This is a genomic window from Dehalobacter sp. CP (assembly GCF_047652685.1).
Classification (GTDB): domain Bacteria; phylum Bacillota; class Desulfitobacteriia; order Desulfitobacteriales; family Syntrophobotulaceae; genus Dehalobacter.
Genome location: NZ_CP157399.1, coordinates 1689451 through 1716148, shown reverse-complemented (window position 1 = coordinate 1716148; position 26698 = coordinate 1689451). Strand labels below are relative to the sequence as shown.

The 26698-nt window shown below is 45.1% G+C and carries 23 protein-coding genes; all 23 read left to right on the top strand.

Going from position 1 to position 26698, the window contains the following annotated elements:
* The first annotated feature begins 2 nt into the window (after positions 1-2).
* The 23 genes from ilvB (at position 3) to nuoF (ending at position 26697) form a co-directional block, all read left to right on the top strand.
* The gene (gene ilvB / locus AAH944_RS08485; RefSeq protein ID WP_415534311.1) at positions 3-1754 is read left to right on the top strand and encodes a biosynthetic-type acetolactate synthase large subunit; all 1752 of its coding nucleotides are present in this window, start codon (positions 3-5) and stop codon (positions 1752-1754) included.
* A complete protein-coding gene (gene ilvN, locus AAH944_RS08480) occupies positions 1754-2233 on the top strand; it encodes an acetolactate synthase small subunit (protein ID WP_415534309.1) in 480 nt (159 codons plus the stop codon). The genes ilvB and ilvN overlap by 1 nt, the downstream gene beginning before the upstream one ends.
* Positions 2234-2267: 34 nt before the next feature.
* On the top strand, positions 2268-3263 hold the full coding sequence (gene ilvC, locus AAH944_RS08475) for a ketol-acid reductoisomerase (RefSeq protein ID WP_415534307.1): 996 nt from the start codon (positions 2268-2270) through the stop codon (positions 3261-3263).
* Between the two features lie 405 nt (positions 3264-3668).
* Positions 3669-5204 carry a 2-isopropylmalate synthase gene (locus tag AAH944_RS08470; RefSeq protein ID WP_415534305.1) on the top strand — a complete coding sequence of 512 codons (1536 nt, stop codon included), beginning with the start codon at positions 3669-3671 and terminating at the stop codon, positions 5202-5204.
* Positions 5205-5340: 136 nt separating this feature from the next.
* Complete coding sequence (gene leuC, locus AAH944_RS08465; protein WP_415534303.1) at positions 5341-6615, top strand: 3-isopropylmalate dehydratase large subunit; 1275 nt, start codon at positions 5341-5343, stop codon at positions 6613-6615.
* Positions 6608-7096 carry a 3-isopropylmalate dehydratase small subunit gene (locus AAH944_RS08460; protein WP_415534301.1) on the top strand — a complete coding sequence of 163 codons (489 nt, stop codon included), beginning with the start codon at positions 6608-6610 and terminating at the stop codon, positions 7094-7096. The genes leuC and AAH944_RS08460 overlap by 8 nt, the downstream gene beginning before the upstream one ends.
* The gene (gene leuB, locus AAH944_RS08455) at positions 7089-8147 is read left to right on the top strand and encodes a 3-isopropylmalate dehydrogenase (RefSeq protein ID WP_415534299.1); all 1059 of its coding nucleotides are present in this window, start codon (positions 7089-7091) and stop codon (positions 8145-8147) included. Before AAH944_RS08460 ends, leuB begins: the two co-directional genes overlap by 8 nt.
* Before the next feature lie 205 nt (positions 8148-8352).
* Positions 8353-8784 carry a MarR family winged helix-turn-helix transcriptional regulator gene (locus AAH944_RS08450; RefSeq protein ID WP_415534297.1) on the top strand — a complete coding sequence of 144 codons (432 nt, stop codon included), beginning with the start codon at positions 8353-8355 and terminating at the stop codon, positions 8782-8784.
* A 50-nt stretch (positions 8785-8834) separates the two neighbouring features.
* On the top strand, positions 8835-9863 hold the full coding sequence (locus tag AAH944_RS08445; RefSeq protein WP_415534295.1) for an epoxyqueuosine reductase: 1029 nt from the start codon (positions 8835-8837) through the stop codon (positions 9861-9863).
* A gap of 327 nt (positions 9864-10190) precedes the next feature.
* Positions 10191-10829, top strand: coding sequence for a B12-binding domain-containing protein (locus tag AAH944_RS08440; protein WP_415534293.1), 639 nt, complete (start codon positions 10191-10193; stop codon positions 10827-10829).
* A 3-nt stretch (positions 10830-10832) separates the two neighbouring features.
* Positions 10833-12005, top strand: coding sequence for a uroporphyrinogen decarboxylase family protein (locus AAH944_RS08435; protein ID WP_415534291.1), 1173 nt, complete (start codon positions 10833-10835; stop codon positions 12003-12005).
* Between the two features lie 35 nt (positions 12006-12040).
* Positions 12041-12187, top strand: a complete 147-nt coding sequence (locus AAH944_RS08430) for a hypothetical protein (protein WP_415534289.1) — start codon at positions 12041-12043, stop codon at positions 12185-12187.
* Between the two features lie 1069 nt (positions 12188-13256).
* Entirely contained in the window at positions 13257-14180 is a 924-nt protein-coding gene (locus AAH944_RS08425; RefSeq protein WP_415534287.1) for a TIGR01777 family oxidoreductase, read from the top strand.
* Positions 14181-14409: 229 nt separating this feature from the next.
* On the top strand, positions 14410-15261 hold the full coding sequence (locus AAH944_RS08420; RefSeq protein ID WP_415534285.1) for a nitroreductase family protein: 852 nt from the start codon (positions 14410-14412) through the stop codon (positions 15259-15261).
* 609 nt (positions 15262-15870) lie between these two features.
* Complete coding sequence (locus AAH944_RS08415) at positions 15871-16659, top strand: DUF3102 domain-containing protein (protein WP_415534283.1); 789 nt, start codon at positions 15871-15873, stop codon at positions 16657-16659.
* Between the two features lie 213 nt (positions 16660-16872).
* Positions 16873-17358: a hypothetical protein gene (locus AAH944_RS08410; RefSeq protein WP_415534281.1), complete on the top strand. Its 486-nt coding sequence runs from the start codon at positions 16873-16875 to the stop codon at positions 17356-17358.
* A 40-nt stretch (positions 17359-17398) separates the two neighbouring features.
* On the top strand, positions 17399-17713 hold the full coding sequence (locus tag AAH944_RS08405) for a TfoX/Sxy family protein (protein WP_415537829.1): 315 nt from the start codon (positions 17399-17401) through the stop codon (positions 17711-17713).
* 26 nt (positions 17714-17739) lie between these two features.
* Entirely contained in the window at positions 17740-18585 is an 846-nt protein-coding gene (locus tag AAH944_RS08400) for an undecaprenyl-diphosphate phosphatase (protein WP_415534279.1), read from the top strand.
* A gap of 600 nt (positions 18586-19185) precedes the next feature.
* Positions 19186-19986: a pyrroline-5-carboxylate reductase gene (gene proC / locus AAH944_RS08395; protein ID WP_415534277.1), complete on the top strand. Its 801-nt coding sequence runs from the start codon at positions 19186-19188 to the stop codon at positions 19984-19986.
* Positions 19987-21102 carry a glutamate 5-kinase gene (gene proB / locus AAH944_RS08390; protein ID WP_415534275.1) on the top strand — a complete coding sequence of 372 codons (1116 nt, stop codon included), beginning with the start codon at positions 19987-19989 and terminating at the stop codon, positions 21100-21102. It abuts the gene before it with no gap.
* A gap of 136 nt (positions 21103-21238) precedes the next feature.
* On the top strand, positions 21239-22492 hold the full coding sequence (locus AAH944_RS08385; RefSeq protein WP_415534273.1) for a glutamate-5-semialdehyde dehydrogenase: 1254 nt from the start codon (positions 21239-21241) through the stop codon (positions 22490-22492).
* A gap of 581 nt (positions 22493-23073) precedes the next feature.
* Entirely contained in the window at positions 23074-23583 is a 510-nt protein-coding gene (gene nuoE / locus AAH944_RS08380; RefSeq protein ID WP_015042943.1) for an NADH-quinone oxidoreductase subunit NuoE, read from the top strand.
* 27 nt (positions 23584-23610) lie between these two features.
* Positions 23611-26697: an NADH-quinone oxidoreductase subunit NuoF gene (gene nuoF, locus AAH944_RS08375; RefSeq protein ID WP_415534271.1), complete on the top strand. Its 3087-nt coding sequence runs from the start codon at positions 23611-23613 to the stop codon at positions 26695-26697.
* Position 26698 lies beyond the last annotated feature (1 nt).

The window sequence follows — 26698 nt, the reverse complement described above, 5'->3', positions numbered from 1 at the left end:
GAATGGATAAGTCCAAAGAAGACGCCTTAATAGCCAGAGACCCTGAAATTACCTGGGAAGACGAAGAAAGTCTTGCTTTGGATAATTATAATGGCGCCAAAGCGCTGCTCAATGTACTGGACCAGGAAGGGGTAGAGCTGATATTCGGGTATCCCGGCGGATCTTTGCTCGCACTGTATGATGCGCTTCTGGACAGCTCGATCCGTCATATCCTGCCGAGACATGAGCAGAGTGCTGTTCATGCGGCCGATGCCTACGCGCGGGTCAGCGGCAAGGTTGGTGTCTGTCTGGCCACCTCAGGTCCGGGAGCCGCCAATATGGTTACAGGAATTGCGAATGCGTATATGGATTCCATTCCGCTTGTGATTTTAACCGGTCAGGTATCGACCCAGCTGTTAGGGACGGATTCTTTTCAGGAAGTAGACATTACGGGAATCACGATGCCGATCACGAAGCATTCCTATCTGGTCAAAGATGCCAGAGACATTCCGCGTATCGTAAAAGAAGCGTTTTACATTGCCAGTACAGGACGTCCGGGTCCGGTCCTGATCGATCTGCCGAAGAATATTATGGCAGCAGAGGTCACTGAGCCTTATCCGTCCAAAGTAGCGCTGAAAAGCTATAAATTCTTCACTAAAGGAAACTCCGGTCAGATTTCTGAAGCAGCTAAAGCGCTGGCCCAAAGCAAAAAACCGATTGTTTATGCCGGGGGAGGCGTCATAACCTCCGGAGCCGGCAAGATTCTTCAGGAAATGCTCGAAAAAGCCAATCTTCCTGTGGTTACAACGCTGATGGGCATTGGCAGTGTCCCGTCCAAGCATCCGAATCATTTGGGGATGGTCGGAATGCATGGGACCATTACTGCCAATCTCGCCGTCGATGAGTGCGATCTACTGATTGCGATCGGTGTCCGCTTTGACGACAGGGTCACGAGCGGGCTGAAACACCGTTTTGCTACGAAGGCAAAAGTCATTCATATTGATATTGACCCTGCCGAGATTGGCAAAGTTATCCGTGCACATATACCGATTGTCGGAGATGCCAAACTTGTCCTGGAAGAGTTCCTTACCAAAATCAATCCGCCGGCCATTCAGGATTGGTGGAACGAACTCAGGAGCTGGCAAAAGGAATACCCGTTAAGCTATGAGCAGGATGGCCGCCTGAATCCGCAGACGATTTTGGAAGCGATGGGAAAAATCAGCGGGGAAGAAGCGGTTGTGGTGACGGATGTCGGCCAGCACCAGATGTGGGCGGCTCAATTCTGTCCGGTTAATCAAGAAAGACATTTCATTACCAGTGCCGGTCTGGGCACGATGGGATTTGGTCTTCCGGCTGCAATCGGCGCCCAGTTTGCGAAACCGGACAGTCTGGTCTTTCTGGTTACCGGAGACGGTTCTTTACAAATGAGCATCCATGAGCTCGCCACCGCGGTCCAATATCACCTTCCCATAAAAATAGTCCTGATGAATAACGGGGTTTTAGGCATGGTTAGGCAGATGCAAAAAATGCTCTTTAACGAGCGTTTCAGCCAGATTCAGCTGGATGCCAATCCCGATTTTGTGAAACTTGCTGACGCCTATGGGATCAAAGGGTGCAGAGTCGAGCAGGCCGACCAGGTTGAAGACGCCTTGAAGGAAGCTGTCGCAACGCCCGGACCTTTTTTGCTGGATTTCACGATCTCACCGGATGAAGTTGTACTTCCTTTTGTCCCTGCCGGTCAGGGAATAACAGAGATACTGGAGGGGAAGGAATAATGCTGCATACACTCGCTGTAATGGTTGAAAATGATCCGGGGGTCCTGGCACGGGTATCAGGCCTGTTTTCCCGGCGGGGCTACAATATCTACAGTCTGACGGTATGTCAGACTGAAAATCCTGACCTGTCCATGATGACGATCGTGGTCGAGGGTGACAGCCAGGTCATTGAGCAGGTCACTAAGCAGCTGCATAAACTGGTCGTCGTCCATAAGGTGACCAACCTGAGTCAGGAGTCCGTGGTGAACAGGGAGCTGGCCCTGGTCCGGGTCAAGGTTAAATCAGATACCCGGCTCGAAGTACTCCAGACGGTAGACATCTTCAGGGGCAGAGTCGTTGATATGGGCAAAAATAACCTAACCATTGAGCTAACCGGTGATGAAGAAAAGATTGATGCGTTTGTCAGAACGATGCGATCTTACGGCATTCTCGAGCTTGTCAGAACCGGTAAAATTGCGATTGCCCGTTCCGATAATTAAAATGAAGAAATAATGAATAAGGAGAGTAAATAACATGGCTAAAATGTATTATGATCAAGATGCTGATATGGGACTGCTGAAAGGAAAGACGATTGCGGTAATGGGGTGGGGAAGCCAGGGTCACGCCCAATCACAGAACCTTAACGATTCCGGTTTGAACGTGATTGTGGGCTTGCGTAAAAACAGCCCGAGATGGAAAGAAGCCGAAGAAGCCGGTTTGACGGTGATGACAGTCGCTGAAGCGGCAGCCAAAGCGGACCTGATTCAAATCCTTCTGCCTGATGAGACCCAGAGCAGGATTTACCGGGAAGAAATCGAGCCGTCACTTACCGCTGGAAAAGTACTTTGCTTTTCACACGGTTTTAACATTCATTTCGGTCAGATCGTACCGCCGGCTGATGTCGATGTGATTATGATCGCTCCGAAGAGCCCGGGACATCTTGTCCGCCGAACCTACACTGAAGGTGCAGGAACACCGGGACTGATCGCCGTCTATCAGGACGCTACCGGCAACGCTCACCAGATCGGTCTTGCTTATGCCAAAGGGATCGGCTGCACCCGTACAGGGCTGATTGAAACTACGTTCGCTGAAGAGACCGAAACCGATTTATTCGGTGAACAGGCAGTACTTTGCGGCGGTGCGTCCGAATTGGTCCGCGCCGGTTTTGACACACTTGTAGAAGCCGGTTACCAGCCGGAAATCGCCTACTTTGAGTGTCTGCATGAACTGAAGTTAATTGTCGACCTGATGTACGAAGGCGGAATCAGCCGGATGCGCTACTCCGTATCCGACACAGCCCAGTACGGGGACCTGATGGTCGGCAGACGGATCATTACGGAAGAGACCCGCAAGGAAATGAAGAAAGTTCTTTCTGAAATCCAAAACGGAGAGTTTGCCCGCAAATGGCTCTCCGAAAATCAGGTTGGCCGTCCGGTATTCAATGCCATGACCCGCAGGGATGCCGAACACAAAATTGAAAAAGTGGGCCAGGAGCTTCGTTCCATGATGCCTTGGCTGAAGAAGAGATAACCTCAACTCTCAATACCAATATTTGGGGTATGTCTGTGGGCTACAATACCGCTTTTCGACCGTTGTGCCATCCGTGGCACAAAAGGCCGCGCTCCGCATCGTGCTCCGCTCACAGCGGAACTGTAGCCCCCAGACTAATCTTTGGTATGAATACTTGCATGTTGATTCCAAAGTGTATTTTTCAGAATAATTTAACGAATATCTCCAGAGATCAGTCTCCGTAATATATAGGCAGCGACAAGCGGAGCAAGGATGCGAAGCGCGGCTTTTTGCACCAAGGAAGGTGCAATAGCCGAAAGCGGCTATATATTACGGAGACCTACCCGGATAATCAAATTAATTTTATGAACGAATTTAGAAATTAATTTACTGGATATCTTAAAGGAGCGCAGGGGGTGAAGGACAGTGAGACGCATTGAATTTTTTGACACAACGCTGCGGGACGGGGAGCAGTCTCCCGGGGTTGCGCTGAATATGGAAGAGAAGCTGCAGATTGCCCGTCAGCTGGAAAAACTAGGTGTGGATATCATTGAAGCCGGTTTTCCGATTACTTCTCCGGGCGATTTTCAGGCAGTGTCCCTGATCGCTGAAAAAATCAGAAATACGACCATTGCTGCGCTTGCCAGGGCAGAAGTCAAGGATATTGAAAGGGCCTGGGAGGCGATCCATATCGCGGAAAGCCCGCGAATTCATACATTTATTGCGACATCTCCGATTCATATGCAGTATAAACTCAGAAAAACACCGGATGAGGTGTTGGAACGAGCTGTCTATGGGGTCAGACTGGCAAAATCCAAAGTTAGTGATGTCGAATTCAGTGCTGAAGATGCTTCGCGCAGCGATGTGGATTTTCTGGCCAAGGTATTCTCACTGGTCATTAAGGCCGGAGCTACTGTGATCAACATCCCGGATACCGTCGGGTATGCGATGCCCGCAGAATTTGCTCAGTTCGTCAAGGCGATCATGGACAAAACGGAGGGCATTGAAAAAGTCAAAGTAAGCGTCCACTGCCACAATGATCTCGGACTGGCCGTGGCGAATTCCCTGGCAGCAGTCAAGGCAGGCATTCATCAGATTGAATGTGCGGTCAACGGCCTCGGAGAACGAGCTGGGAATGCTGCGCTGGAAGAATTGGCCATGGCGCTGCACACCCGGAAAGACCTTTATGAGGTCGAGACAGGTATTGTCACCCGGGAGATTTCCCGGACCAGCAGTCTGGTCAGCAGACTGTCCGGTATGAGGGTCCAGCCGAATAAAGCGATCGTCGGCAAAAACGCTTTTGCGCACGAATCAGGCATTCATCAGGACGGAGTCCTGAAAGAACGCAGTACGTATGAAATTATGTCCCCGGATGCCATCGGACTCGATATGAATACGATTGTCCTCGGCAAACATTCCGGGAGGCATGCAGTTAAACAGTCTCTGGACGACCTGAGCATTGAAGTCAGTGAAGAACGCTTCGAGAAGCTTTTTGAAGACTTCAAAATCCTTGCTGAGAAGAAAAAGATTATCACGGAAGCTGATCTTTATGCGCTTGCTGAAACGCAGGAGGCAGAGGAAACGCTGGCCTTAAATTACTGGCAGATTCTAAGCGGAAACAACCTGAAGCCTACGGCAACGATTGGCTTAGAGCTGAAAGATGGGAAAGAGCATCATAATGAGCTGGTGAAAGCGGCTTATGGTGACGGTCCTGTAGCGGCTGCCTATAAGGCGATCGACAAAATTGTCGGGATTGAAGGAAAACTGCAGAATTTCTCGTTACAGGCGATTGACGTCGGCGAGGATTCTCAGGGTGAAGTAACCGTAACAGTTTCGTTCGGTGATCACACTGTTGCTGGCCGGGGAGTCAGTCCGGATATTATCGAGGCCAGTGTCAAAGCGTATGTCCAGGCTGTCAACAGGGCACTCAGCAAAGGCTGGATCAGCCTGAAGCAAAGATGATAACTGGAGACAAAACAGGCTGTGATGATGCATGATTGAGGATACTTATTATCTCATCTCGCACGTACTGAATGTTCACGCAGATGAGATAATATTATAATGAACAGGAGCATAGGCAAAAAGGAGGTTGTTGCCCATGGGTATGACGATAAGCGAAAAAATTTTGGCAGCCCATGCCGGAGTAGATAAAGTTGTTCCCGGAGAAATCATCAATGCCATATTGGATATAGTCTTATCCAATGACGTTACGGCTCCGGTGGCGATCAAAGAGTTTGAAAAGTTAGGAATTGAAAAGGTATTTGACAGGGAAAAAATTGCGCTGGTACCCGATCATTTCACACCGAACAAAGATATAGCCTCCGCGGAACAATGCAAAACTGTCAGGGAATTTGCCCGGAAACATGAGATTAAACATTACTGGGATACCGGAAGAGTCGGTATCGAGCACTGTCTGCTCCCGGAACAGGGCGTGGTTCTACCCGGTGACCTAATTATCGGCGCCGACTCCCACACCTGCACATATGGCGCACTCGGCGCTTTTGCGACCGGCGTCGGCAGTACGGATTGCGCGGCTGGGATGGCCACAGGTGAGGCTTGGTTCAGAGTACCCGAAACTTTAAAATTTGTTTTTCACGGCACGAAGTTTCAGCCCTATGTCGGCGGCAAAGACCTGATCCTATATATCATCGGCAAAATCGGCGTTGACGGTGCCCGCTACAAAGCGATGGAATTTGCCGGAAACGGCATCAAAGCACTCTCTATGGACAACAGGCTGACGATGTGCAATATGGCGATCGAGGCCGGCGGCAAGGCCGGAATCATTGAACCGGACGAGATTACGCTGGAGTACGTTAAAGCAAGGGCAAAAAGAGATTATAAAGTCTATCAAAGCGACCCGGATGCCGTGTATGAGAAGGTTTATGAATTTAACACGGAAGATATTCCGCTGCAGATCGCTTTCCCGCATCTTCCGGAGAACACAAAATCGGTAGATGAAGCGCGCGGCATAAAAATAGATCAGGTTGTCATCGGCTCGTGTACGAACGGACGTCTTGAGGATCTCGAAATCACGGCTAAGATTCTGAAAGGAAAGAAGATCCATCCGAATATCCGCTGCCTGATATTCCCCGGGACACAGGATATCCTGCTCGAAGCGATGAGCCGCGGCTGGATTCAGACCATGATTGAAGCCGGAGCAGCAGTCAGTACGCCGACCTGCGGGCCATGTCTGGGCGGTCATATGGGAATCCTGGCCAAAGGTGAACGGTCGCTGTCCACCACAAACAGGAATTTCGTTGGCCGGATGGGCCATCCCGAAAGCGAGGTCTATCTGTGCAATCCGGCGGTGGCTGCGGCTTCAGCTATATGCGGACAAATCGCACATCCGAGGGAGGTTGTTGACAATGGGTAAAGCTTGGAAATTCGGCCATGATATTGACACGGATGTCATCATCCCGGCCCGCTATTTAAACCGCTTCGAACCTGAACATCTCGCCGCCCACTGTATGGAAGATGCGGATGCAACGTTCGCTGCCAACGTTAAGCCAGGCGATATGATGATCGGCGGCAAAAACTTTGGCTGCGGATCTTCGCGCGAACATGCTCCGCTGGCGATTAAAGCGGCCGGTGTCAAGGCCGTCATCGCAGAATCCTATGCACGGATATTTTACCGGAATGCGCTGAACATCGGGATGCCGATTCTGGAGTGTCCGGAAGCTGTCAAAGGCATTGAGTCCGGTGACGAGATTGAGGTCGATCTTCAGAACAGCACGATTCAAAACGTCAGCAAGGGAACAAGTTTTCAGGCCACTCCTTTTCCGCCATTTATGCAGGAATTGATCAAAGCCGGTGGGCTGGTTCCGTACGTAAAGGAGAAAAGAAAGTATGCCTAAAATTGCCGTATTACCCGGTGACGGGATTGGAAGAGAGATCATCCCTGAAGCGCTGAAAGTGCTTCAGGCAGTATTAAAAGACTGCCCGGTCAAGTTCGAATTCGACAGTTATCTGATCGGCGGAGCCGCAATCGATGAAGTCGGCAAAGCACTGCCTGCCGAAACACTGGATGCCTGCAAGAAGGCTGATGCAGTGCTTTTAGGCGCGATCGGCGGACCCAAATGGGATACGCTGCCGGCGAAGGAAAGACCTGAGCTCGGCGCGCTTTTGCCGATCAGAAAAGAACTCGGTCTTTTCGCGAATATCCGTCCGGTCAAGATGATTCCTTCGCTCATTTCAGCTTCCACCTTACGGGAAGAAGTCGTCAAGAATGTGGATATGGTTGTGATCCGCGAACTTACCGGCGGGATCTATTTTGGAGAAAAGGGAAGAAACGAGAGTCCCAGGGCGGCCTATGACGTCCTTCTCTATAATGAGGAAGAAGTCCGCCGGATCATTGAACTTGGTTTTGAAACTGCGAGAGGCAGAAGGAAAAAGCTTTGTTCGGTCGATAAGGCTAACGTGCTCGAGTCGTCTCGTTTCTGGCGGGAGATTGCTGAAGAAGTGGCCAAGGAATACCCGGATATCGAACTGACCCATATGTATGTTGATAATGCTGCGATGCAGCTCGTGCGTTATCCGGAACAGTTCGACGTGATCGTCACAGAGAATATGTTCGGAGATATCCTGACCGACCTGGCTTCGATGCTCGGTGGTTCGATCGGTATGCTTGCTTCAGCCAGCCTGAGCGGCAAAAAAGGACTGTATGAGCCAGCTCATGGCTCCGCACCGGACATTGCCGGCCAGAATAAAGCCAATCCGCTGGCGACGATCCTTTCGGCAGCCATGATGCTGCGCTATACGTTTGACCTAAACGAAGAAGCCGGTAGAATAGAGAATGCTGTGGCCAAAGTTCTGGATCAGGGCTATCGGACAGCCGACCTGGCCAAACCCGGCGATAAAGTGCTTGGGACCAAAGAAATGGGTGACGCAGTGGTAGCTGCGCTGTAAGGCTTAACGATGATTAAGAATAAGACCGCTATGATCGTTGAAATCATTGCGGTCTTTGATTTTCTTTTGTGTCATCCGCGACAAAAGGTCGTGTAATTTGAAAATTTCAAAGCAAATAAGGTTCTATAATGTAATGTTGACAACATAATCATTTTATAGTAGCATGCATATAGTGTATATACACTATATAGAGGTGACTTACTATATGAAGAACAATGAAAAGAAGTCGTCAATCTGTAATTGTCTGAATTTACGTAGGGCTGCTTCGACGATTACAAAAATATATGATGAAAAGCTGAGCCCAAGCGGATTGACAGTCAGCCAGTATTCAATTTTGAAGCATCTAAAGTTTTTTGGTCCCATCAGTGTCAGTGATCTGGCTATAAAAATCAGGTTGGACAGGACGACTTTAGTCCGTAGCTTTAAACCTCTGGAAGCTGCATCCTTAATTATTGATGTTTCTCAAAAAGGCACCCGAAACCGTCAGCTTCAATTAACCCAAAAAGGAATTGAGAAATACATTGAGGCGGAATACCTGTGGAACGATGCGCAGAATTTTATTGAACAGGAACTCGGAAAAGAAAATATTGAAAAATTAACATCTCTCCTTTCCGTGATTGAGAGGTTGGGGTCTTAATTTACCCTATTCGTGTATATACACTATATTTATAAAGGAGAGCACAAATCATGCGTATAGAGAATTTGATTCAGGATAAGGCTTATGAATTCGGTTATGAAAAGTGTGGGATTGTCCGTATTCAGGATTTAGAAGGTTATGATAAATGTCTAAGGGAACGTATCGATAAAGTCCCCATCTCAAAGATGTTCTATCAGAGCCAAAGCCGTTTGACGAACCTGCAAGGGCGGTACCCCTGGGCAAAATCTGTTATCGTCGTTGTTTCTCATTTCGGACATTATAAAGCACCTGGGCAGTTAAAAGGTCATATCGGTAAACACTATCTATTTGACGGACGTGTCAATACGGAATCTAAGGAATTCAAGAGAAGTGTTCTGATGGAACAATTTCTGCAAGATCTGGGACTTAAAACAGCCTCAAACCGAAATTTTGGCATCGTCGGATTGCGCTGGGCGGCCATGAGGGCCGGGCTTGGAATCATACGCAAAAATAATTTCTTTTATACGGAATCCGGCTCCTGGGTGGAACTAGAAGCGTGGATTACCGACAGGGATATGGAACTGGTTGAATCAACCAATTTACCGATTTGTCCTGAAGGCTGCTCTAATTGTATCAAAGCCTGCCCCACCTGTTCTCTTTCATCGCCTTATACAATGAATCCACTCAGCTGTGTCTCCTTTCTTACTACTTTTGGCGGCCGTGATTTGGCAAACGATCCTCTCGGCAAGAGTTTTGGAACCTGGATCTACGGGTGCGATGCCTGTCAGGACGTATGCCCGATGAACAGCGGCAAATGGACGGAGGAGGACGAATTCCCCGGTGTTTTAGAAATATCGCTTAGTCTCACACCAGAAAACATGATGAAAATGGAAGAAGAATTTTATAAGCATAACATACAGCCAAAATTCTTTTACCTTTCTCCGGATGAATTATGGAAATGGAAAGTAAACGTATTGAATTTCATGCAAAATAATTATCAGGAAAGCTACAAGCAATATATCTTGGAGGCATGCAATAATGAAAATGAAAAGATTCGCGATATAGCACAGACGATCTACAAAGATGTCTTCAACAGATAATTGATTAAAACGGGCTTACCCGAAGCAAGGGATCATCTTTTTTCATCAAGCATAGGTAGAAGAGTCTTCCAGAATTATTTTGGGAGGCTCTTTTTCTAATATACAATTGCAAGTTTTGCAGAGACCAAAGGGGTTAATTTGTTTTCGATTTTTGGCTGATAATTTGAAAATTAAAAAAAGATTAAAATCTTTTTCACGTGATAAGAAATGCGGACTTTTCTTTTGATATATTTACTTGTATAGACAACGAATTGGAAGCTATCATTCCAGGCTAAAAACTGTAAACGCAACGGTATCAAAGAAAAATTTTAAGGAGGATGATTGAAAGTGGTGGATTTGAAAATCCTGACTCAAGCAATGTCCGATTTGGACGAAGACGTGTTAAACAAGGCTATTGATGAAGCGCTAAGCAAAGACGACAATGCCGCAGAAGTTCAAGAAGTTGTTAAAGGCTGTCAGCAAGGTATGACGCTCGTAGGTGAACGCTATGATTCGGGCGAGTACTTTATCGGGGACTTGGTCTTTGCAGGGGAAGTGTTGCAAAACGTCATGGACAAGCTCAAACCGGTTTTAAGTGCAGAATCCTCAGCAAAAGGCGGAAGAATTGTCCTGGCAACAGTTTTCGGAGATCTTCATGACATAGGCAAAAATATTTTCAGATCCATGGTTGAAGCCGCAGGTTTCGAGGTCATCGACCTGGGGATTAACGTCCCGGTTAACCAGATTGTTGAAAAAGTTAAAGAGGTTAACCCTGAAATTGTCGGATTAAGCGGCGTACTGACTTTGGCGCTGGATAGTATGAAAGAAACGGTTGATGCGCTTGCTGAAGCAGGCCTTAGAAATTCAGTCAAGGTGATTATCGGCGGAGTACCTGTTAATGAGAATGTATGTAAAAGCATAGGTGCGGATGCCTTTTCGACAAACGCAGCTGAAGGTGTAAAAATATGCCAAAGATGGGTGGGGTGATCAATGAGTGAAGTTATAAATCTGTATCAAAAACGTATAGAAAGAGTTTATAAGACCATTAATCTGGAACAACCGGATCGTGTTCCGATCTCTTCCGCTCTTGGAACATGGTCTTCCTACTATGCAGGGTACACTGACTCCGAATCCAACTGGGATTTGGATAAATGCAGTAAGTCTCTTCTAAAGGTAGTTAACGACATCCCGATGGACGTCTTGCACATGTTTTACGCCAGGCCCGGTGGCATGTATCAGGCTTTAGGCAGTAAATCTTTTCATTATTTAAATGAGAGCAACATTGTTCAATATTCAGATGAGAATGCGGAAGTAATGAGTACCGAAGAATATCCTGAATTTATTAAAGACCCATTTAGGTTCATGGTTGAAAAAGTTTTACCGCGGAAATATTCGGAATTAGCTAAAGACACACCTGCAAAGGATTTAGCACTGGCAAAAGGCGCTATGCAATTTGGTATGTATGGAGCGAAAAAGGGTGCTGCAGAGGCTAATCTAATAACCCAGTATGGAATACCTATGCTATTTGATGGTTTGGCAATAATGCCATTAGATTGGATTGCCGATTTCTTCCGGGGTATTAAAGGCGCATTTATGGATATGCGTCGTCGACCTGAAGAATTGCTAGAGGCTGCTCAAGCACTCACTCCGTTAGTAATAAGGTTTGGAATGGGCCAGATGTTTTCAACACCACCGAAAGCAAACCCCAAAATCATCCTACTCCCTTTACATTTACCTCCTATGCTTAAAACAGCAGATTTTGATAAATTTTACTGGCCTATGTTTAAAACGATTGTTGAGGCCTTCGTTGCTAATGGAGTAATTCCAATGCCATTCTATGAAGGAGATTGGTCACGATACTATGATCATCTTCAAGAACTACCTGCAAAAAAAACACTGGGATGGTTCGAACACGGAGATCCTAAAGAACTTAAACAAAAGCTTGGAAATACCATGTGTATACTAGGGCTTTTTCCGGTAACGTTGTTACAATATGGTACGAAGGAAGAATGTATTACTAAAGCGAAAGAATTATTGGATGATCTGGCTCCTGGCGGAGGATATATTTTCTCTACAGATAAGGAACTTCTTTCGGCGGCTGACGGCAAGGCGGAAAACATTATTGCAGTAAACAAGTTTGTCATGGAGTACGGCATTTATTAAGGAGTATGGTATTTATTAATAGGAGGTGTTTTAGGGTGGAAGAACAAAAATTGTTGATCTCTTGGAGTGATATCGTTATACAGCATCCGGAGCTCGCAGATAAAGATCCTGCGATGGGTATGAATTGGGATATCGGGCAGGAAATGATTTTTGCCTATGTAACTTTCCTGGCGCTCTTTTAAAACAAAGAGAATAAGGAAGACTAATTTAAAGAGACCGTAACGATGTTGATCGTTACGGTCTCTAGATTTTGGGAACTAAAACGCCTTAAAGCCATTGCCAATTGCTTCACTTTGTGAGAAGTAAAGATTTAGTTAAGCTTTTTATTGGCCTTATAAGGTCCTCATTTTTCCTTTTTGGCTGCTGACGTTAATTATACCAAGCGAGCTCAATTTCTGGACTTTAACGAGAACTTCAAGACGTTCGATGTTTAGGATTATTACTGGCTGAGGGAGGAATTGAGAAGCATCTTCTTCAAGAGGAAACTTTGCAAACCAGACATCAACATTATTAATAGTCATTATTTTTAAGGTCTTTGTACATCTCATCCCATTCTGTCTTGGTAAGCCAGGTATCATCTTTTGGGATTACAGTAAGACCGGATTTATTAATTCTGGTATTAGATTTGGCAATCTTATCAATAACATCTTTATTTTTGATTATGAAGTCAGTAAAGACTGTGTCCTTTTTTTTTGAGGTATTGGCATATTATCCATCTCCTCACGATTATACTTCTTATCCATATCATACCATCCCTAACAAGTTATTTTCAAAAAATATTATGTCCATTTTTTAGAATATAGAAGGTTATTGTCGGATGTGCATGGAATTAATTGTAATTCTCTGGAGACGGACACTACACATAACACGGGATTTACGCAACTTTATTAATATGAATGTGTTATAACGCTATGTAAATCCCTGAATGTTAGTGCGCCAAGCAAAGCTTGGTACTTCTTGCAAGGTGAGAGTCCTTGCTGGGCAAGGTCTAGCCAACCACCCATATCGCGTGTTGTGCCAAAACTGGCAGCAACAGCAAGGTGAAGCGTACACAGAGAACCATATAGGCTACAGGGAGAACCGTAACTCCTGAAGTGTCAGAAGCAACTTAGATTTGAGTTTTGAGCTGGATTACGGAAGCGAATACTCTTGAAGAGCCCGGTGCGATAATTCCGCACGCCGGGATTCTGTGCGGGGGTGTCGGGTAACCGGCATCTCTACCGTGACGATGACATTCCGGAGGTATGAAATATGAATGTTTTGATTATTGGTGGAACAGGTTTTTTAGGAAGGAACTTAACCAAGGAGTTAATGTCTAGTGGTTATAAAGTATCTGTTATAACAAGAAATCGGCAATTCACAGCAGACAAAGTTGAAAATAATGTTGATCTAATAGAGTGGGATAATATTTCTCCGCTATCTTCAATTTATGATTTTAAGGAATTTGATGTAGTTATTAATTTTGCAGGAGAATCAATCGGTAACCATCGTTGGTCCAATTTAGTTAAGCAAGAGATATTGAATAGTAGGATAAATACTACTCGTTCCATTGTTAACGCTATAAACGATGGGACTATGAATCCAAAAGTTCTAATAAACGCTTCAGCTGTAGGATACTATGGGCCTCGTCAGGATGATAAGATAGCCGAGAGTGAAGGTCCTGGACAGGATTTTCTTGCGGAAGTTTGCAAGAAATGGGAAGATGAAGCTTACAAGGTCCAAAATGAATTTACACGAGTCGTTACTATTCGTATTGGGGTAGTATTGGGTAGCCAAGGTGCTCTTACAAGAATGGTTATACCCTTTAAATATTACATCGGTGGTCCATTAGGTAAAGGAAATCAGTGGCTTCCGTGGATTTACATTCAAGATCTAATTAGGATGTTTAGATTTATAATCGAACATGATGAGGTTACTGGTCCTGTAAATGGAACAGCACCAGAACCAGTAAGAATGAAAGGCTTTTCAAAGATTTTAGGAGAAGTCTTAAAGAGACCATCATGGTTTCCAGTTCCCGAATTTGTATTGAAAATCGCATTAGGCCAAATGTCTGAAATGTTATTACATGGTCAAAGGGCTATTCCCCAAAAAATTAGTGATATTGGTTTCGAGTTTAAATTTCCTGATTTAAGGTCTGCTCTAGAGGATGCTTTGAGGAACCGGAACGTTGTCTAACACGGCATTACCTCAACTTTGCCAATATGCATGCGGTTGGGACGCTGCGGGAATGCCTGAACGGTATCTACAATCCTAGTATATTTGTTTTTTATCTGGGCTATATGAATGATTTTGTTAATTACTGCACAATGAATGCTTGCCCGGCGGAAATGCAAAACGTTAGATGTAATCCCATGCGAGTTGCCTCCGCGACATCGTGTCGCTAAGAAAATCTATGGAGGATAAAATGATTTCAATCAATTTCGAGAAGTGTAAACATTGTACTGTTTGTATCAATCGTTTTAAAGGTTATTGCATCAGTAATGAGAACGGTAATCCTAAAATTGATTATATGATATGTAACCAATGTCAAAAGTGTATTGCTATTTGTCCTCATCAGGCAATATTGATGAATGGCAAACAACCGATAAAGATTGAGAAACCTCTTAGAATTGTTGCAGATGATTTAAAAGAATTTTTAAAACGAAGGAGATCTATAAAAAAATTTAAAGATTGCAAAATACCCAGAGAAGTTTTATTGGAAATAGCTTCTGTTGCAAAGTATGCTCCTAATCAGAATAAGAATATTGAAATAATTATTATTGATGATCTTGAATTAATTAATAAAATTGACAGATCAGCATTGAAATTTGTTTTGCGATTATATAATATATTTTTTTCTATGAAATTCCTGACCAGCTTTATTCAATTGTTTTCAGACTCTTTGCCGACTATAAAAAAGAAAATGGAATTTGATTTACATATTAATAAACATGTTGTTAAAGAAAATACACAGGGATTGTACTTATTAATTGGGAATCCTAAGGTTCCTGTTACTGAGAGTAGTGCTCAATATCTATTATCAACGATGATCATATATGCAGAGGCCTTGGGAATCGGTAGTTGCTTAATGGATTCCCTCAAATTATCAATAAATAGAGCCCTGGCTATAAAAAATGCATTAAGAATTCCAAAAGGCAACAAAGTTCTTGGGGTACTTGCCGTAGGGTATTCAAATGAATGTATAGTTAATATTCCACAAGGATATGAGATTAATACTAGTTGGAACAGGAAAAATACCGAAACTATTGTAGAATAATACATAATATTTTGGTTTTTGCCCGTGCAAATTACCATCATTTACGGAAGCTGCCAGCGCAAAACTAATATAGACATATGTGCCTTAATTATCTCAAACTAACCTTCCTCTTTCCTTTCAGAGAAACATAATAAAAATAAAAAACGAGCTCCTTAATTTTTAATCAGGAACTCGTTTTCACTCACTTAAGGTTTGGCTATATGAAATTAGCATCATTTTTCATCACGCCCCTTTTTAGGAGATTTTTTTGAGGACATTCTTTGACTCAGAAGCTTTTAAAGATTCAAGCCCAACTGAAGCGAGAATTTCTTCAATTATATTAATTTCTTTCTTGCTCAAATGCACACCTCCTTTCATAAATCCTAATGATACCATAGAATATAAAATTTGACAAGGTAAATTTATTTACCAGACCTTTATTTGCCAGAGAAGTTAAATGAGCGTTAAATGAAATTGATCGCAAGGGCCGCGCCGTCCTGGAGCAAAAAAAGTGACCTCCAGCTCCCCAATTTTGGAAGGCGATTTTGATAGGTTTATACTCAAGCCTTCACCATCTGAAGCCCGTCTACGTATGCTGTAATTAAAGCTACCAAAAAGGCGGGAATCAAAATGAATGAACCAATCACTGAACGTACGCCACTTGTCATCGCGGCTGAGATTAATAGGATCAAACAACAGACTAGTAAAATCATGCTTACCAATGCCATTGAAGTCGGCAGGCGCCTGAAGGAGGCCAAAGCCCTGCTTCCGCATGGAGAATGGGGAACATGGCTGGTCGAATCGGTGAGCTATTCCCAGCGCACAGCCAACAGACTAATGCAGCTCTTTGAAGAATATGGAGATAAACTGTTCGCTTCCGCCGATGACGGGGGGAACTTAAATTCGTCAGCGCTGACGAATTTAACCTACTATCAGGCCCTCCTTCTTCTGGGGATTCCGGAAGACGAGCGGGAGAAATTTATCCTGCAGCATGATGTTAAAGATATGACCACCCGGGAGCTGGATCAGGCTCTCAAACAACGGAACCAAACCACTCCGGAGAAAGAGCAGGCTCAAGTCACGCCCATACCAAATAATCCTCAGGAAATCAAAATAGAATATATAACCGTCAAAAAAACCGACAAACCAAAAAGTGGGCCAACAACTGCAGCCCCCTCAACCTTTACCACGAAGTATGAAGAAAAATGCGCCGCTTGCTGCAAAACTATCGCCGATACATTCTACGAACTGCTGACAGCGCTTGGCCAACTGGCCAGACTTGATCCGGCGGTGAAGGAAAAATGCAGTAAAGACGCGAGCCGGCTTGCAGAAAATATGGTCGAAAGGCTTAAAGAGTGGCCACCTGTTATCAAGACGAATATGAAGGTTGAGACGTACGCCATCCATGAAAGGTGGTAGAATCGCCAACACCTTTATCCGGGAGTCGGCTTTGGCTTGCTTCATCACCGGATAGGCATTACCGGACCGTAACGAAATAACAGCTGGAACACCTTTGATTGTGTTCCGGCTGTTTCCATATACCAATATTTATGATTATTAGTAGGAAATGATTCAGATATGTCGAAATAATAAATCGGATAAAGGGAGGTATTTATTATAGCTTATAAAAAAGTGAAAAAAGAATTAATTAGCTTATGTATTGGAGAAATAGTGGCTTCTCTTACATTTATACTTGCACTTATTTCGGTTAAGAATAATACAAACGTGAATATAGATGTGGTTATTATGTACCCTTTCTGTGTATTATTATTTATTTTATTTCAAGGAAGTTATTATTGGTTTTATCGCTTGAAAATGATAACAGGCAAAAAGGTAAATAAAAACGGATTCAGAAGAACATATAGGCTTCTAAAAATTATTGATTTAATTCTTATTCTATTGTATCCAGTGATAATCATTTTGGGATTCGCTTATGACGATGTAGTATTCACAAAATTCTCAACATTGATAGGGATATTTATTTATCTTTTTGGTATCGCAGAAATTATAAATTATTTTTATGTAAGATTGTCATATAGTAAAGCCAAAGATATAGTAGCTTTATTAAAGTTAAAGAATTTAAAGAAATCAAGCCTTAATAGCGAATTAAATAAGTAAAAACGTCCCCGTCTTGTATCTAATTCACTCGTAAGTAAGGATACACTATTATTTCTATACAACACTACTGAATATCGGTACTTCAGTTGAACAACAATTAAATGAAGTTGGCATAAGAACAATTAAACAATTGCTTGAAGCTGGTAGTAAGCAAGCTTGGCTGAGAATAAAAGAAATGGATGACTCTGCATGTATAAATAGGTTATATGCTTTAGAAGGAGCAATACAGGGAATTAGATGGCATGATCTTTCAGAAGCTGTGAAAGGTGAGTTAAAGGAGTTTTATAACCTAAGGTTGACAGACAGCCTGTACAAGTGCCAAAATAGACCAGGTAAGAAAAAAGGGAATACATAGATCAAAATGAAAGATAAGGAGACCGTATGGCAACAATTCAATTCATCATTCAATCCATCATTCTGGGCATCGTAGAAGGGATCACGGAGTTCCTGCCGGTCTCATCGACGGGCCATTTAATTATTTTTCAAAATCTCATCGGGTTTCAGGCGACCAATCCGCATTATGTAGAGATGTATACCTATGTGATCCAGCTTGGAGCGATTTTGGCGGTCATTGTACTCTATTGGAAGAAGATCAAACAGACGCTGGTGGATTTCTTCCCGTCAAGAGTCGGCTATCAGGAATCCGGATTAAAATTCTGGCTGATGATTGTGCTGGCGTGTATTCCAGGTGCTACGATTGGAATTTTATTTGACGATACCGCGGAAAAATACCTGTTTTCCCCGATTCCTGTGGCGATAACACTTTTCCTCGGCGCAATCTTGATGATCTACGCCGAGAATAGGCTTAGAAAAAATGCACCGGTCGGACGGGACTTGAATGTTTCCCCAAGACAGGCGGTTCTGATCGGATTATTTCAATGTTTGGCGGTTATTCCGGGGATGTCCCGTTCAGCATCGACGATTATCGGCGGGTGGGTAGCCGGGCTGCCGACGGTGGCCGCCACGGAATTTTCGTTCTTCCTGGCGATTCCGGTGATGATTGGGATGAGCCTGCTGAAGGTTGTTAAAATTGGCGGTCTGGCTATTCTCACTTCGCAGGAAATCTTGTCTTTGGCTGTCGGCTTCATTGTATCCTTCCTGGTTGCAGTCATCGTTATCCAGAAATTCATTTCGTATTTACAAAGAAAACCGATGCGGATTTTTGCGATCTACAGAATGATATTTGCCGCGTTCGTGCTGGCAGCCGGGGTAGCTGGTTTATTCTAAATCAGCTCGTTTTATCCGAATACCAGTCCTGAAGTTTATCAGACTTTCAAACATTCAGCCAGCCTTTTGGGACATTCGTCATCGAATATTCAGGTTGTTTCCGGATATTTTTTGTGCTAGAATAAATTACAATTGGAAAATTAAAACTGATGATCAACCCAGTATGTTAACGGGTCATACAGAGAGGGGAACGATGTACACGTTTGTACAAAGCTGGAAGTTCTCTTGATAGTTAACAGAAACCCAGTTGTGAAGTGAGAATGAATAATCCTACGGCTGTCTCACCGTTATCTGAGCTTGAAGCGGCGTATTCGCAATTAAGGTGGTACCGCGGAAGATATACTTCTTTCGTCCTTAGATGGACAGAGAAGTATTTATTTTTTCTGCAGCAAGTTTTTTCGCTGAACAATTAATATTTACTCGTAGACGGATTCGTAGATTCCGCTAACACCACAAATTTAGTCATCGTAATGGATGGCTAGCGTCAAGAGGAGCATGGATGCGAGCGATTATTTAATTTACGAATCAGTCTACAAAATGATCAAAAATAGTTTGCAAAATATGATTGCAAAAATGATGAATAAGATGGGGTGTATTAACATGCAGACAATCGGATTTATCGGAACAGGCAATCTGGCATCTTCCGTGATCAAGGGGTTATCCCGGCAGGATACGGACTTCCGGATTATGGCCTATGACGTATTTCAGGAGAAAGCGGAACTCCTGGCCAAAACGTATGGTGTTGCGTATGCCTCTTTCGCCGAAACCATTCAGGGATCAGATGTTATATTTCTGGCGGTAAAGCCTAAAGATATCAAAGGTCTTCTTGACCAGCTTGCTCAGTTCAATCTTACAGGAAAACTTATTATTACGGTAGTGGCAGGAATAGGGCTGTCTGTTTACGAGCAGGCGCTTCCGGGCATTGCCGTGGTAAGGGTCATGCCCAACACGTCCAGTGCGGTTCTGCAGGCTGTATCCGGGTTGGCCAGAGGACGCTGTGTCACGGACGGACAGGCAAAAACGGCTGAGGCTATCTTTGCTGTTTTGGGAAAATTCCTGTGGATTGACGACAGTAAAATGAATGCGCTGACTGCCGTCAGCGGCAGTGGCCCGGCCTATTTCTATTTCTTAACGGAACTGATGGCGCTGGCCGGTGAAAAGCTTGGCCTGACGAGAGACGAAGCTGAATTTCTGGCCGCAGAAACCATGGTCGGTGCAGGGAAAATGCTTGCGGAGAGCGGAAAAACTTCGCTGGAATTAAGAGAAGCTGTTACATCGCCGAACGGAACGACCTACGCGGCGCTGGAGAGCTTCCGGCAAGCCGGGCTGGCAGATATCGTCTATCAGGCTATGGAGGCCTGTGCCAAACGGGCTGAAGAGATGGAAGGAGAGTATGTTTGAATGAATACCCTGAAAAGGGCGGTTTTAAAAATAGGCAGTAACAGCTTAAGCCTTGCGGAAGGCGGCATTGATGAAACGGTCATCGATCAACTGGCCGGGGTCATTGCTGAGCTGAGAAAGCAGGGGACAGATTGCATCCTGGTTACCTCCGGCGCTGTTGCTGCCGGGATGGCCAAGATGAAGCTGAAGGAACGTCCAAAGGATATTGTCGGCAAGCAGGCCACAGCGGCTGTCGGGCAGGGAATATTGATCGAAAGGTATTCGTACTACTTTGACAAATATGGGATGAGCTGTGCCCAGATCCTTCTTTCCCGGATCGACTTGGTTGAAGCTGAACATTACCAGAATGCCAAGAATACCTTGGAAAAGCTGCTGAACTTCGGAGTTGTTCCGATCATCAATGAAAACGATACCGTGGTCTTCGAAGAATTATGCTTCGGGGATAATGACAGGTTATCCGCGCTGGTGGCAGGAATGGTCAATGCAGATTTGCTGGTCCTGCTGACAGATGTCGACGGTTTGTTTACAGCCAATCCAGTGTATAACCGGGAGGCTGTACTGATTCCGAAAGTAGAGAATGTGGCAGAGGCAAAAAATCTGGCCGACGGCACAGGGTCTGCGGTTGGGACCGGAGGCATGGTCACCAAATTAAAGGCTGCTGAAATGGCAACCCGGTTCGGGACGCCGACCTTTCTGATGAATGCGTCAAGAATTGCCCAGATCAAAGACATTGCCGAAGGGAACTATCCGTTAGGGACCTATTTCCCGCCGTTGAAGCATAAGCTTAATGGAAAAAAACGCTGGATGGCTTATGCAGCGTTATCGATGGGCACGGTTATCATTGACGCTGGTGCCGAAAAGGCCCTGCTTCATGACGGCAAGAGCCTGCTCGCTTCCGGAGTAACCGGGATCGAAGGATTTTGGGAGCGCAAAGATCTGATTAAAATAGTGAATAACCGCGGAGAAGAAATTGCCCGTGGTATTACAGAATTCAGCAGTGAAGAAACTGAAAAGGTCAAAGGATTCCACTCTGAGGAGATACGCAGGCTGATCCCGGAAATTAAAGCAGAGGAACTGGTTCACAGGGATAACCTGACGATTACGCAGGAATACTGATCAAGAAAGTCAAATGATTCATTGGGCATCGGTAAAGGAAGTAATCTTGGATAGCAATGTAATGAAAGATATGAGATATTGAATAAAAGAGATATCGAATAGAATGTACGGGAGATTGACAGGAGGTTGTTGAATCATGGATTTTGCTGAAGACCTTATCATGATTGGCCAGCGGGCCAAAAATGCGGCACGCAAGCTGGCTTTCACCGGCACGGAAACAAAGAATAAAGCCTTACTCGCAATGGCCCAGGCGCTTCTTGATAACGAGGATGCAATTCTGGAAGCCAATGTGCTGGATGTTGCGGCAGCAGAGAAAAAAGGACTTAAAAAAAGCTTGATCAACCGTCTTCGTCTTAGCAGCGCCGGGATTTCAGATATCAGCAATGCGATCAAGGAAGTGGTCGGGCTGCCCGACCCTGTCGGCGGCGGAGAACTGTGGAAAAGGCCGAACGGTCTGGTTATTCAGAAGACGATGGTTCCGCTCGGTGTCGTGGCGATGATTTATGAAGCCCGGCCAAATGTGACGGTGGACGCAGCGGCGCTGTGTTTAAAATCCGGCAATGCCTGCATCTTACGCGGAGGCTCGGAAGCGATTGAAAGCAATAAAGTACTGGCCAGGGTGATCGCTGAAGCCGCTGAACAGAGTGGAATTCCGGAAGGTGCGATTCAGCTTATACCGAAGACGGATAGAGAGTATGCCCTGCAGCTGATGCGCATGAATAAATATATCGATGTGATCATTCCGCGGGGCGGGGCAGGACTGATTCACACAGTGGTTGAAAATTCCACCGTTCCGGTGATTGAGACGGGTACAGGGGTCTGTCATGCTTATGTTGATCTCGATGCTGATTATGAAAAGGCAGTATCGGTAGTCTTTAACGCCAAAACTCAGAAACCCGGCGTCTGCAATGCGCTGGAAACCTTGCTCGTTCATGAGGCGGTGGCGGAAGAGTACCTGCCGATGATTGGAAGAAAGTTTAAAGCGTACGGTGTTGAGATACGCGGCTGTGAAAGAGTCAGAAAGATTTTGGATTATGCTGTTCCGGCAACGGAAGAAGATTGGTCGACGGAGTACCTTGATTTGATCATCAGCGTTAAGGTCGTCAACAGTATTGACGAAGCGCTGGATCATATTTATACGTATAGCACGAAGCATTCTGAGACGATCATTACCGAAAACTACACGGCCTCTCAGCGTTTTTTAAATGAAATTGATGCGGCCGCGGTTTATGTCAATACTTCAACGCGTTTTACCGATGGCGGAAGGTTCGGCTTTGGTGCTGAAATTGGCATTAGCACGCAAAAGCTGCATGCCCGTGGTCCGATGGCTTTGCCGGAACTGACGACGATCAAATATATTGTTTATGGAAACGGCCATATTGTGGAATAGGCTTGATGCTGGATTTGTGGCACGCATACCAAATAGGGAGTAATATAAATAGATGTTTTCAAGTTCTGGTATGAATGCTTATAGATTTCTTCGCGCATCTTTGTGTTGCGGTGAAATCTGGCGGGTGCTATAATTTTTCAAGAGATATTCTATATTCATTCTGGTGAATATTTAGGATTTCGAAGTAAATATTGAGGTTGTTTTTGATATATTCGTGTTATCGCTGTATACTTTTTACTCTGTACCGGACCGGCTTTGGGATATTTCTTTTTGCCCATTTTGATGATCCGTGCGTGAAAGGTATGAGACCTTGAACGATTCCTTTGGATGGTTAGCACAGTGTGTTAATACCATAGATAAGTTTCTATAAGGGGGCGATATTTTTTATTCTTTAGTTTGTGATCGTTAGTACTTGGAACAAATTTGAATGGATATATTAAAAGTTATACGTATATTTTGATATATCTAGACTGCCAAAGGCTCGACGCCAACCAAGTTTTCTTTAAAATGTAGGGAGGGATTCTTTTTTTTGGACACTGGTTGTGAATTTGAACACAAAAAGTTACCTAAGGAGGTAAAAAATGAGCAACAAAGTTGAAAATTGTCAATGTTGCTGTAGCGAAGAAACCGACCAACAAAAATTGGACATGATTGCTGAAGTGATCGAAAAATACAAGAATAGAGAAGGAAGCCTGATTCAAGTTCTTCATATGGCGCAGAATATTTATGGATATTTGCCTCTGGAAATCCAGAGATTTATTGCAGAAAGTTTGAACAAGCCTTTGTCGGAGGTATCGGGTGTTGTTACTTTTTACTCTTTCTTTTCGACCCAGCCCAGAGGAAAGCACATTATCCGTGTTTGCCTTGGTACGGCTTGCTACGTAAGGGGCGGCAAGAAAATTATCGATCGTCTGGAACAGATCCTGGACATAGAAGTTGGCGGAACAACGAAAGACAGGCTCTTCACTTTTGAGGTAGCCCGTTGTATCGGTGCCTGCGGACTGGCTCCAGCCATGATGATTGACGATGTCGTGTATAAGCAGGTTAACCCGGATAAGCTTGATAGTATCCTGAATAAATATAGAAATTAGGGTAGGGCTGGAGGTGAAATAAAGCGCATGAAAGTCAATAGTGTTGCTGATTTGGATCAAATTAAAAAGGAATACAGTGAAAAACTGTCAAAGTATCATTATCAAATCCTTGTATGCGGAGGCGCAGGTTGTGTATCCTCCAACTGCGGTGAAGTATCCGCTGCGCTTGTGAAATATCTGGAAGAATACGAGCTTCAGGACAAGGTTGCAGTTAGTGAAACAGGCTGTATGGGGACTTGTGCGGTCGGTCCTGTCCTTCTTATTCTACCTGATGAAACTTTTTATACGGATGTTAATCCCGAAAAAATGGCCGAGATCGTAAAATCTCACATTATCAACGGTACGGTGCTGGAAAAGTATACATTCTACGATCAGACGCTTGGCAAACACGTTCCCAATATTAAGGATATTGATTTCTTCAAAGACCAGGTCAAAATTGCGCTCAGAAACTGCGGTCAGATCGAATACGCTTCGATTGACGCTTATATTGCCAAAGACGGCTATTATGCGATTGCCAAAGCTGTGGGGGGCATGAAGCAGCAGGATGTTGTCGATGAAGTTAAAAAGTCCGGCATCAGAGGCCGCGGCGGTGCAGGGTTCCCTACAGGCATCAAATGGGAAGCTGGAATGAAATCAACGAGCGATCAGAAATTCATGGTCTGCAATGCTGACGAAGGAGACCCCGGTGCGTTCATGGACAGAAGCGTCATCGAAGGTGACCCGCACAGTGTCATTGAAGGGATGATGCTCGGTGGTTATGCGATTGGTGCAAGCATGGGCTATGTCTATATCCGGGCGGAGTATCCGATTGCCGTTGAACGTCTGGGTGCCGCGATTGAAGAAGCCCGCGAGTGCGGCCTGCTCGGAGCGAAACTGTTTGGTTCGGATTTTGAGTTTAACCTGGAAATCCGGATTGGCGCAGGCGCTTTTGTCTGCGGTGAAGAAACATCTTTGATGGCTTCGATCGAAGGCAAACGCGGGGAACCCAAACAAAAACCACCGTTCCCGTTCGAACGCGGCTTGTTTGGCAAACCGACCATTATCAACAACGTAGAAACCTTAGCATGCATTCCTCCGATCATTCTGAAGGGTTCGCACTGGTATTCGCAGTTTGGCACTGAAAAGAGCAAAGGCACCAAGGTCTTCGCACTGGCCGGAGATATCGTCAATACCGGTATCGTCGAAGTCCCGATGGGCATGAGCCTTGGCAATATTTTGTTCAATATTGGTGGGGGCATTCCCGGAGGTAAAAACTTCAAGGCTGCCCAGGCCGGAGGCCCTTCCGGCGGCTGTATAACGAAGGAATATCTGAATACGCCGATGGATTATGAAAATATCAGCAAAATCGGTGCCATTATGGGATCCGGCGGACTGGTCGTCATGAATGAGGATACCTGTATGGTCGATACCGCCAGGTATTTCATGGATTTCATCCAGGATGAGTCCTGCGGAAAATGCGTTCCGTGCCGTGTGGGAACGAAGAGAATGCTCGAGATCCTGGAACGCATTACCAAGGGAGAAGGCCAGGAAGGCGATATCGAACTTCTCGAAGAGCTCGGCGCTCAGATCAAAGAAACCGCAATGTGCGGTTTGGGTCAGACGGCTCCCAATCCGGTCTTAAGCACCATCCGGTATTTCCGTGACGAATACGAAGAGCATATCAAGAACAAATACTGCCGCGCCGGCGTATGTTCGGATTTATTCCTTTCGCCGTGTGAGAATGCCTGCCCGGCAAGCGTCAATGTACCCGGTTATATGGGCTTGATCTCGGCAGGAAGATATATCGATGCTTACAACCTTATCAGACAGGAAAATCCGTTTCCGGCTATTTGCGGAAGAATTTGCACGCACCCGTGCGAAAGCAAATGCCGCAGGGCGCAGCTGGACGAAGCGATCTCGATTTCCGATCTGAAACGGTTCGTGGCGGATTATGCGTTCAAGCATGAGGAAGAATCCACGAAAGACATTGTCTTTCCGAAAAACGGCAAGAGCGTCGGCATTATTGGCGCAGGTCCTTCAGGCTTGACTTGCGGCTATTACCTGGCAAGACTTGGCTATGAGGTCGATGTTTATGAAGCAGCACCTGTGGCCGGAGGCCTACTTGCATTTGGTATTCCGGAATACAGGCTGCCCAAAGACGTGCTCAAGCATGAAATCAAACTGATTGAGCAAGTCGGCGTCAAGATCCATCTGAATACCGAAGTAGGCAATGACGTCAGCTTCGCCGGGCTGCGCAAAAAACATCATTCCATTTATATTGCAACAGGAACCCAGCTGTCCAACAAGATCAATATCCCGGGCGAAGACCTCGAAGGGGTTGTTCACGGCTTGAATTTCCTGCGCAATGTGAACCTCGGACAGGATGTGAAGATCGGTGAAACCGTGGCGATTATCGGCGGCGGCAATACTGCGATTGATGCAGCTAGAACGGCTTTAAGGTTAGGCGCTAAGAAAGTCAATGTTTTGTATAGAAGAACTATCCAAGATATGCCTGCTGATGCCAGAGAAATCTGCGATATGATTGAAGAAGGCATTGAGATTATTCCGCTGGTTGCCCCGACCCGTTTTATTGGCAAAGACAAAATTGAAGCAATTGAATGCGTCAGAATGAAGGTGAGCGGCTTTGATTCTGCCGGCAGAAGAAAACCAAAAATTGAAGAAGGATCCACTTTCACCCTGAAGGTCGATATGGTCATCCCGGCGGTCAGCCAGTCTTCGGATCTGCCGTTTGTCGGAATGGATGATGTTGAATTAACAGAGTGGGGAACTTTTATTACGGATAAAGACACCTTGATGACCACGATGGATGGCGTATTTGCCGGCGGTGACGTTGCCAGAGGTTCCGATGTCGCAATCACGGCAATTGCAGACGGTAAGAAAGCTGCATCTTCCATTGACCTCTACCTGGGTGGCAAAGGCGTACTGAATAAAGGCGAAAAGATCGAAATACCTGCGCCGGCAGATCAGGACGAACTCGTTGAGCATGCCAGATTCCCAATGGAAGTTCTTGACCCTGAAAAGAGAAAAGACTGCTTCTGCGAGGTGGCTCAAGGGTACCACAAGCTCAATGCAATTGCAGAATCTATGCGCTGTTTACGCTGTGACAGGAGGTAGG

Excerpts from the sequence above, each read along its gene's own strand:
- ilvB (WP_415534311.1), top strand. The coding sequence starts at position 3 with ATGGATAAGTCCAAAGAAGACGCCTTAATAGCCAGAGACCCTGAAATT.
- ilvN (WP_415534309.1), top strand. The coding sequence starts at position 1,754 with ATGCTGCATACACTCGCTGTAATGGTTGAAAATGATCCGGGGGTCCTG.
- ilvC (WP_415534307.1), top strand. The coding sequence starts at position 2,268 with ATGGCTAAAATGTATTATGATCAAGATGCTGATATGGGACTGCTGAAA.
- leuC (WP_415534303.1), top strand. The coding sequence starts at position 5,341 with ATGGGTATGACGATAAGCGAAAAAATTTTGGCAGCCCATGCCGGAGTA.
- AAH944_RS08460 (WP_415534301.1), top strand. The coding sequence starts at position 6,608 with ATGGGTAAAGCTTGGAAATTCGGCCATGATATTGACACGGATGTCATC.
- leuB (WP_415534299.1), top strand. The coding sequence starts at position 7,089 with ATGCCTAAAATTGCCGTATTACCCGGTGACGGGATTGGAAGAGAGATC.
- AAH944_RS08450 (WP_415534297.1), top strand. The coding sequence starts at position 8,353 with ATGAAGAACAATGAAAAGAAGTCGTCAATCTGTAATTGTCTGAATTTA.
- AAH944_RS08445 (WP_415534295.1), top strand. The coding sequence starts at position 8,835 with ATGCGTATAGAGAATTTGATTCAGGATAAGGCTTATGAATTCGGTTAT.
- AAH944_RS08435 (WP_415534291.1), top strand. The coding sequence starts at position 10,833 with ATGAGTGAAGTTATAAATCTGTATCAAAAACGTATAGAAAGAGTTTAT.
- AAH944_RS08425 (WP_415534287.1), top strand. The coding sequence starts at position 13,257 with ATGAATGTTTTGATTATTGGTGGAACAGGTTTTTTAGGAAGGAACTTA.
- AAH944_RS08420 (WP_415534285.1), top strand. The coding sequence starts at position 14,410 with ATGATTTCAATCAATTTCGAGAAGTGTAAACATTGTACTGTTTGTATC.
- AAH944_RS08415 (WP_415534283.1), top strand. The coding sequence starts at position 15,871 with ATGAATGAACCAATCACTGAACGTACGCCACTTGTCATCGCGGCTGAG.
- AAH944_RS08400 (WP_415534279.1), top strand. The coding sequence starts at position 17,740 with ATGGCAACAATTCAATTCATCATTCAATCCATCATTCTGGGCATCGTA.
- proC (WP_415534277.1), top strand. The coding sequence starts at position 19,186 with ATGCAGACAATCGGATTTATCGGAACAGGCAATCTGGCATCTTCCGTG.
- proB (WP_415534275.1), top strand. The coding sequence starts at position 19,987 with ATGAATACCCTGAAAAGGGCGGTTTTAAAAATAGGCAGTAACAGCTTA.
- AAH944_RS08385 (WP_415534273.1), top strand. The coding sequence starts at position 21,239 with ATGGATTTTGCTGAAGACCTTATCATGATTGGCCAGCGGGCCAAAAAT.
- nuoE (WP_015042943.1), top strand. The coding sequence starts at position 23,074 with ATGAGCAACAAAGTTGAAAATTGTCAATGTTGCTGTAGCGAAGAAACC.
- nuoF (WP_415534271.1), top strand. The coding sequence starts at position 23,611 with ATGAAAGTCAATAGTGTTGCTGATTTGGATCAAATTAAAAAGGAATAC.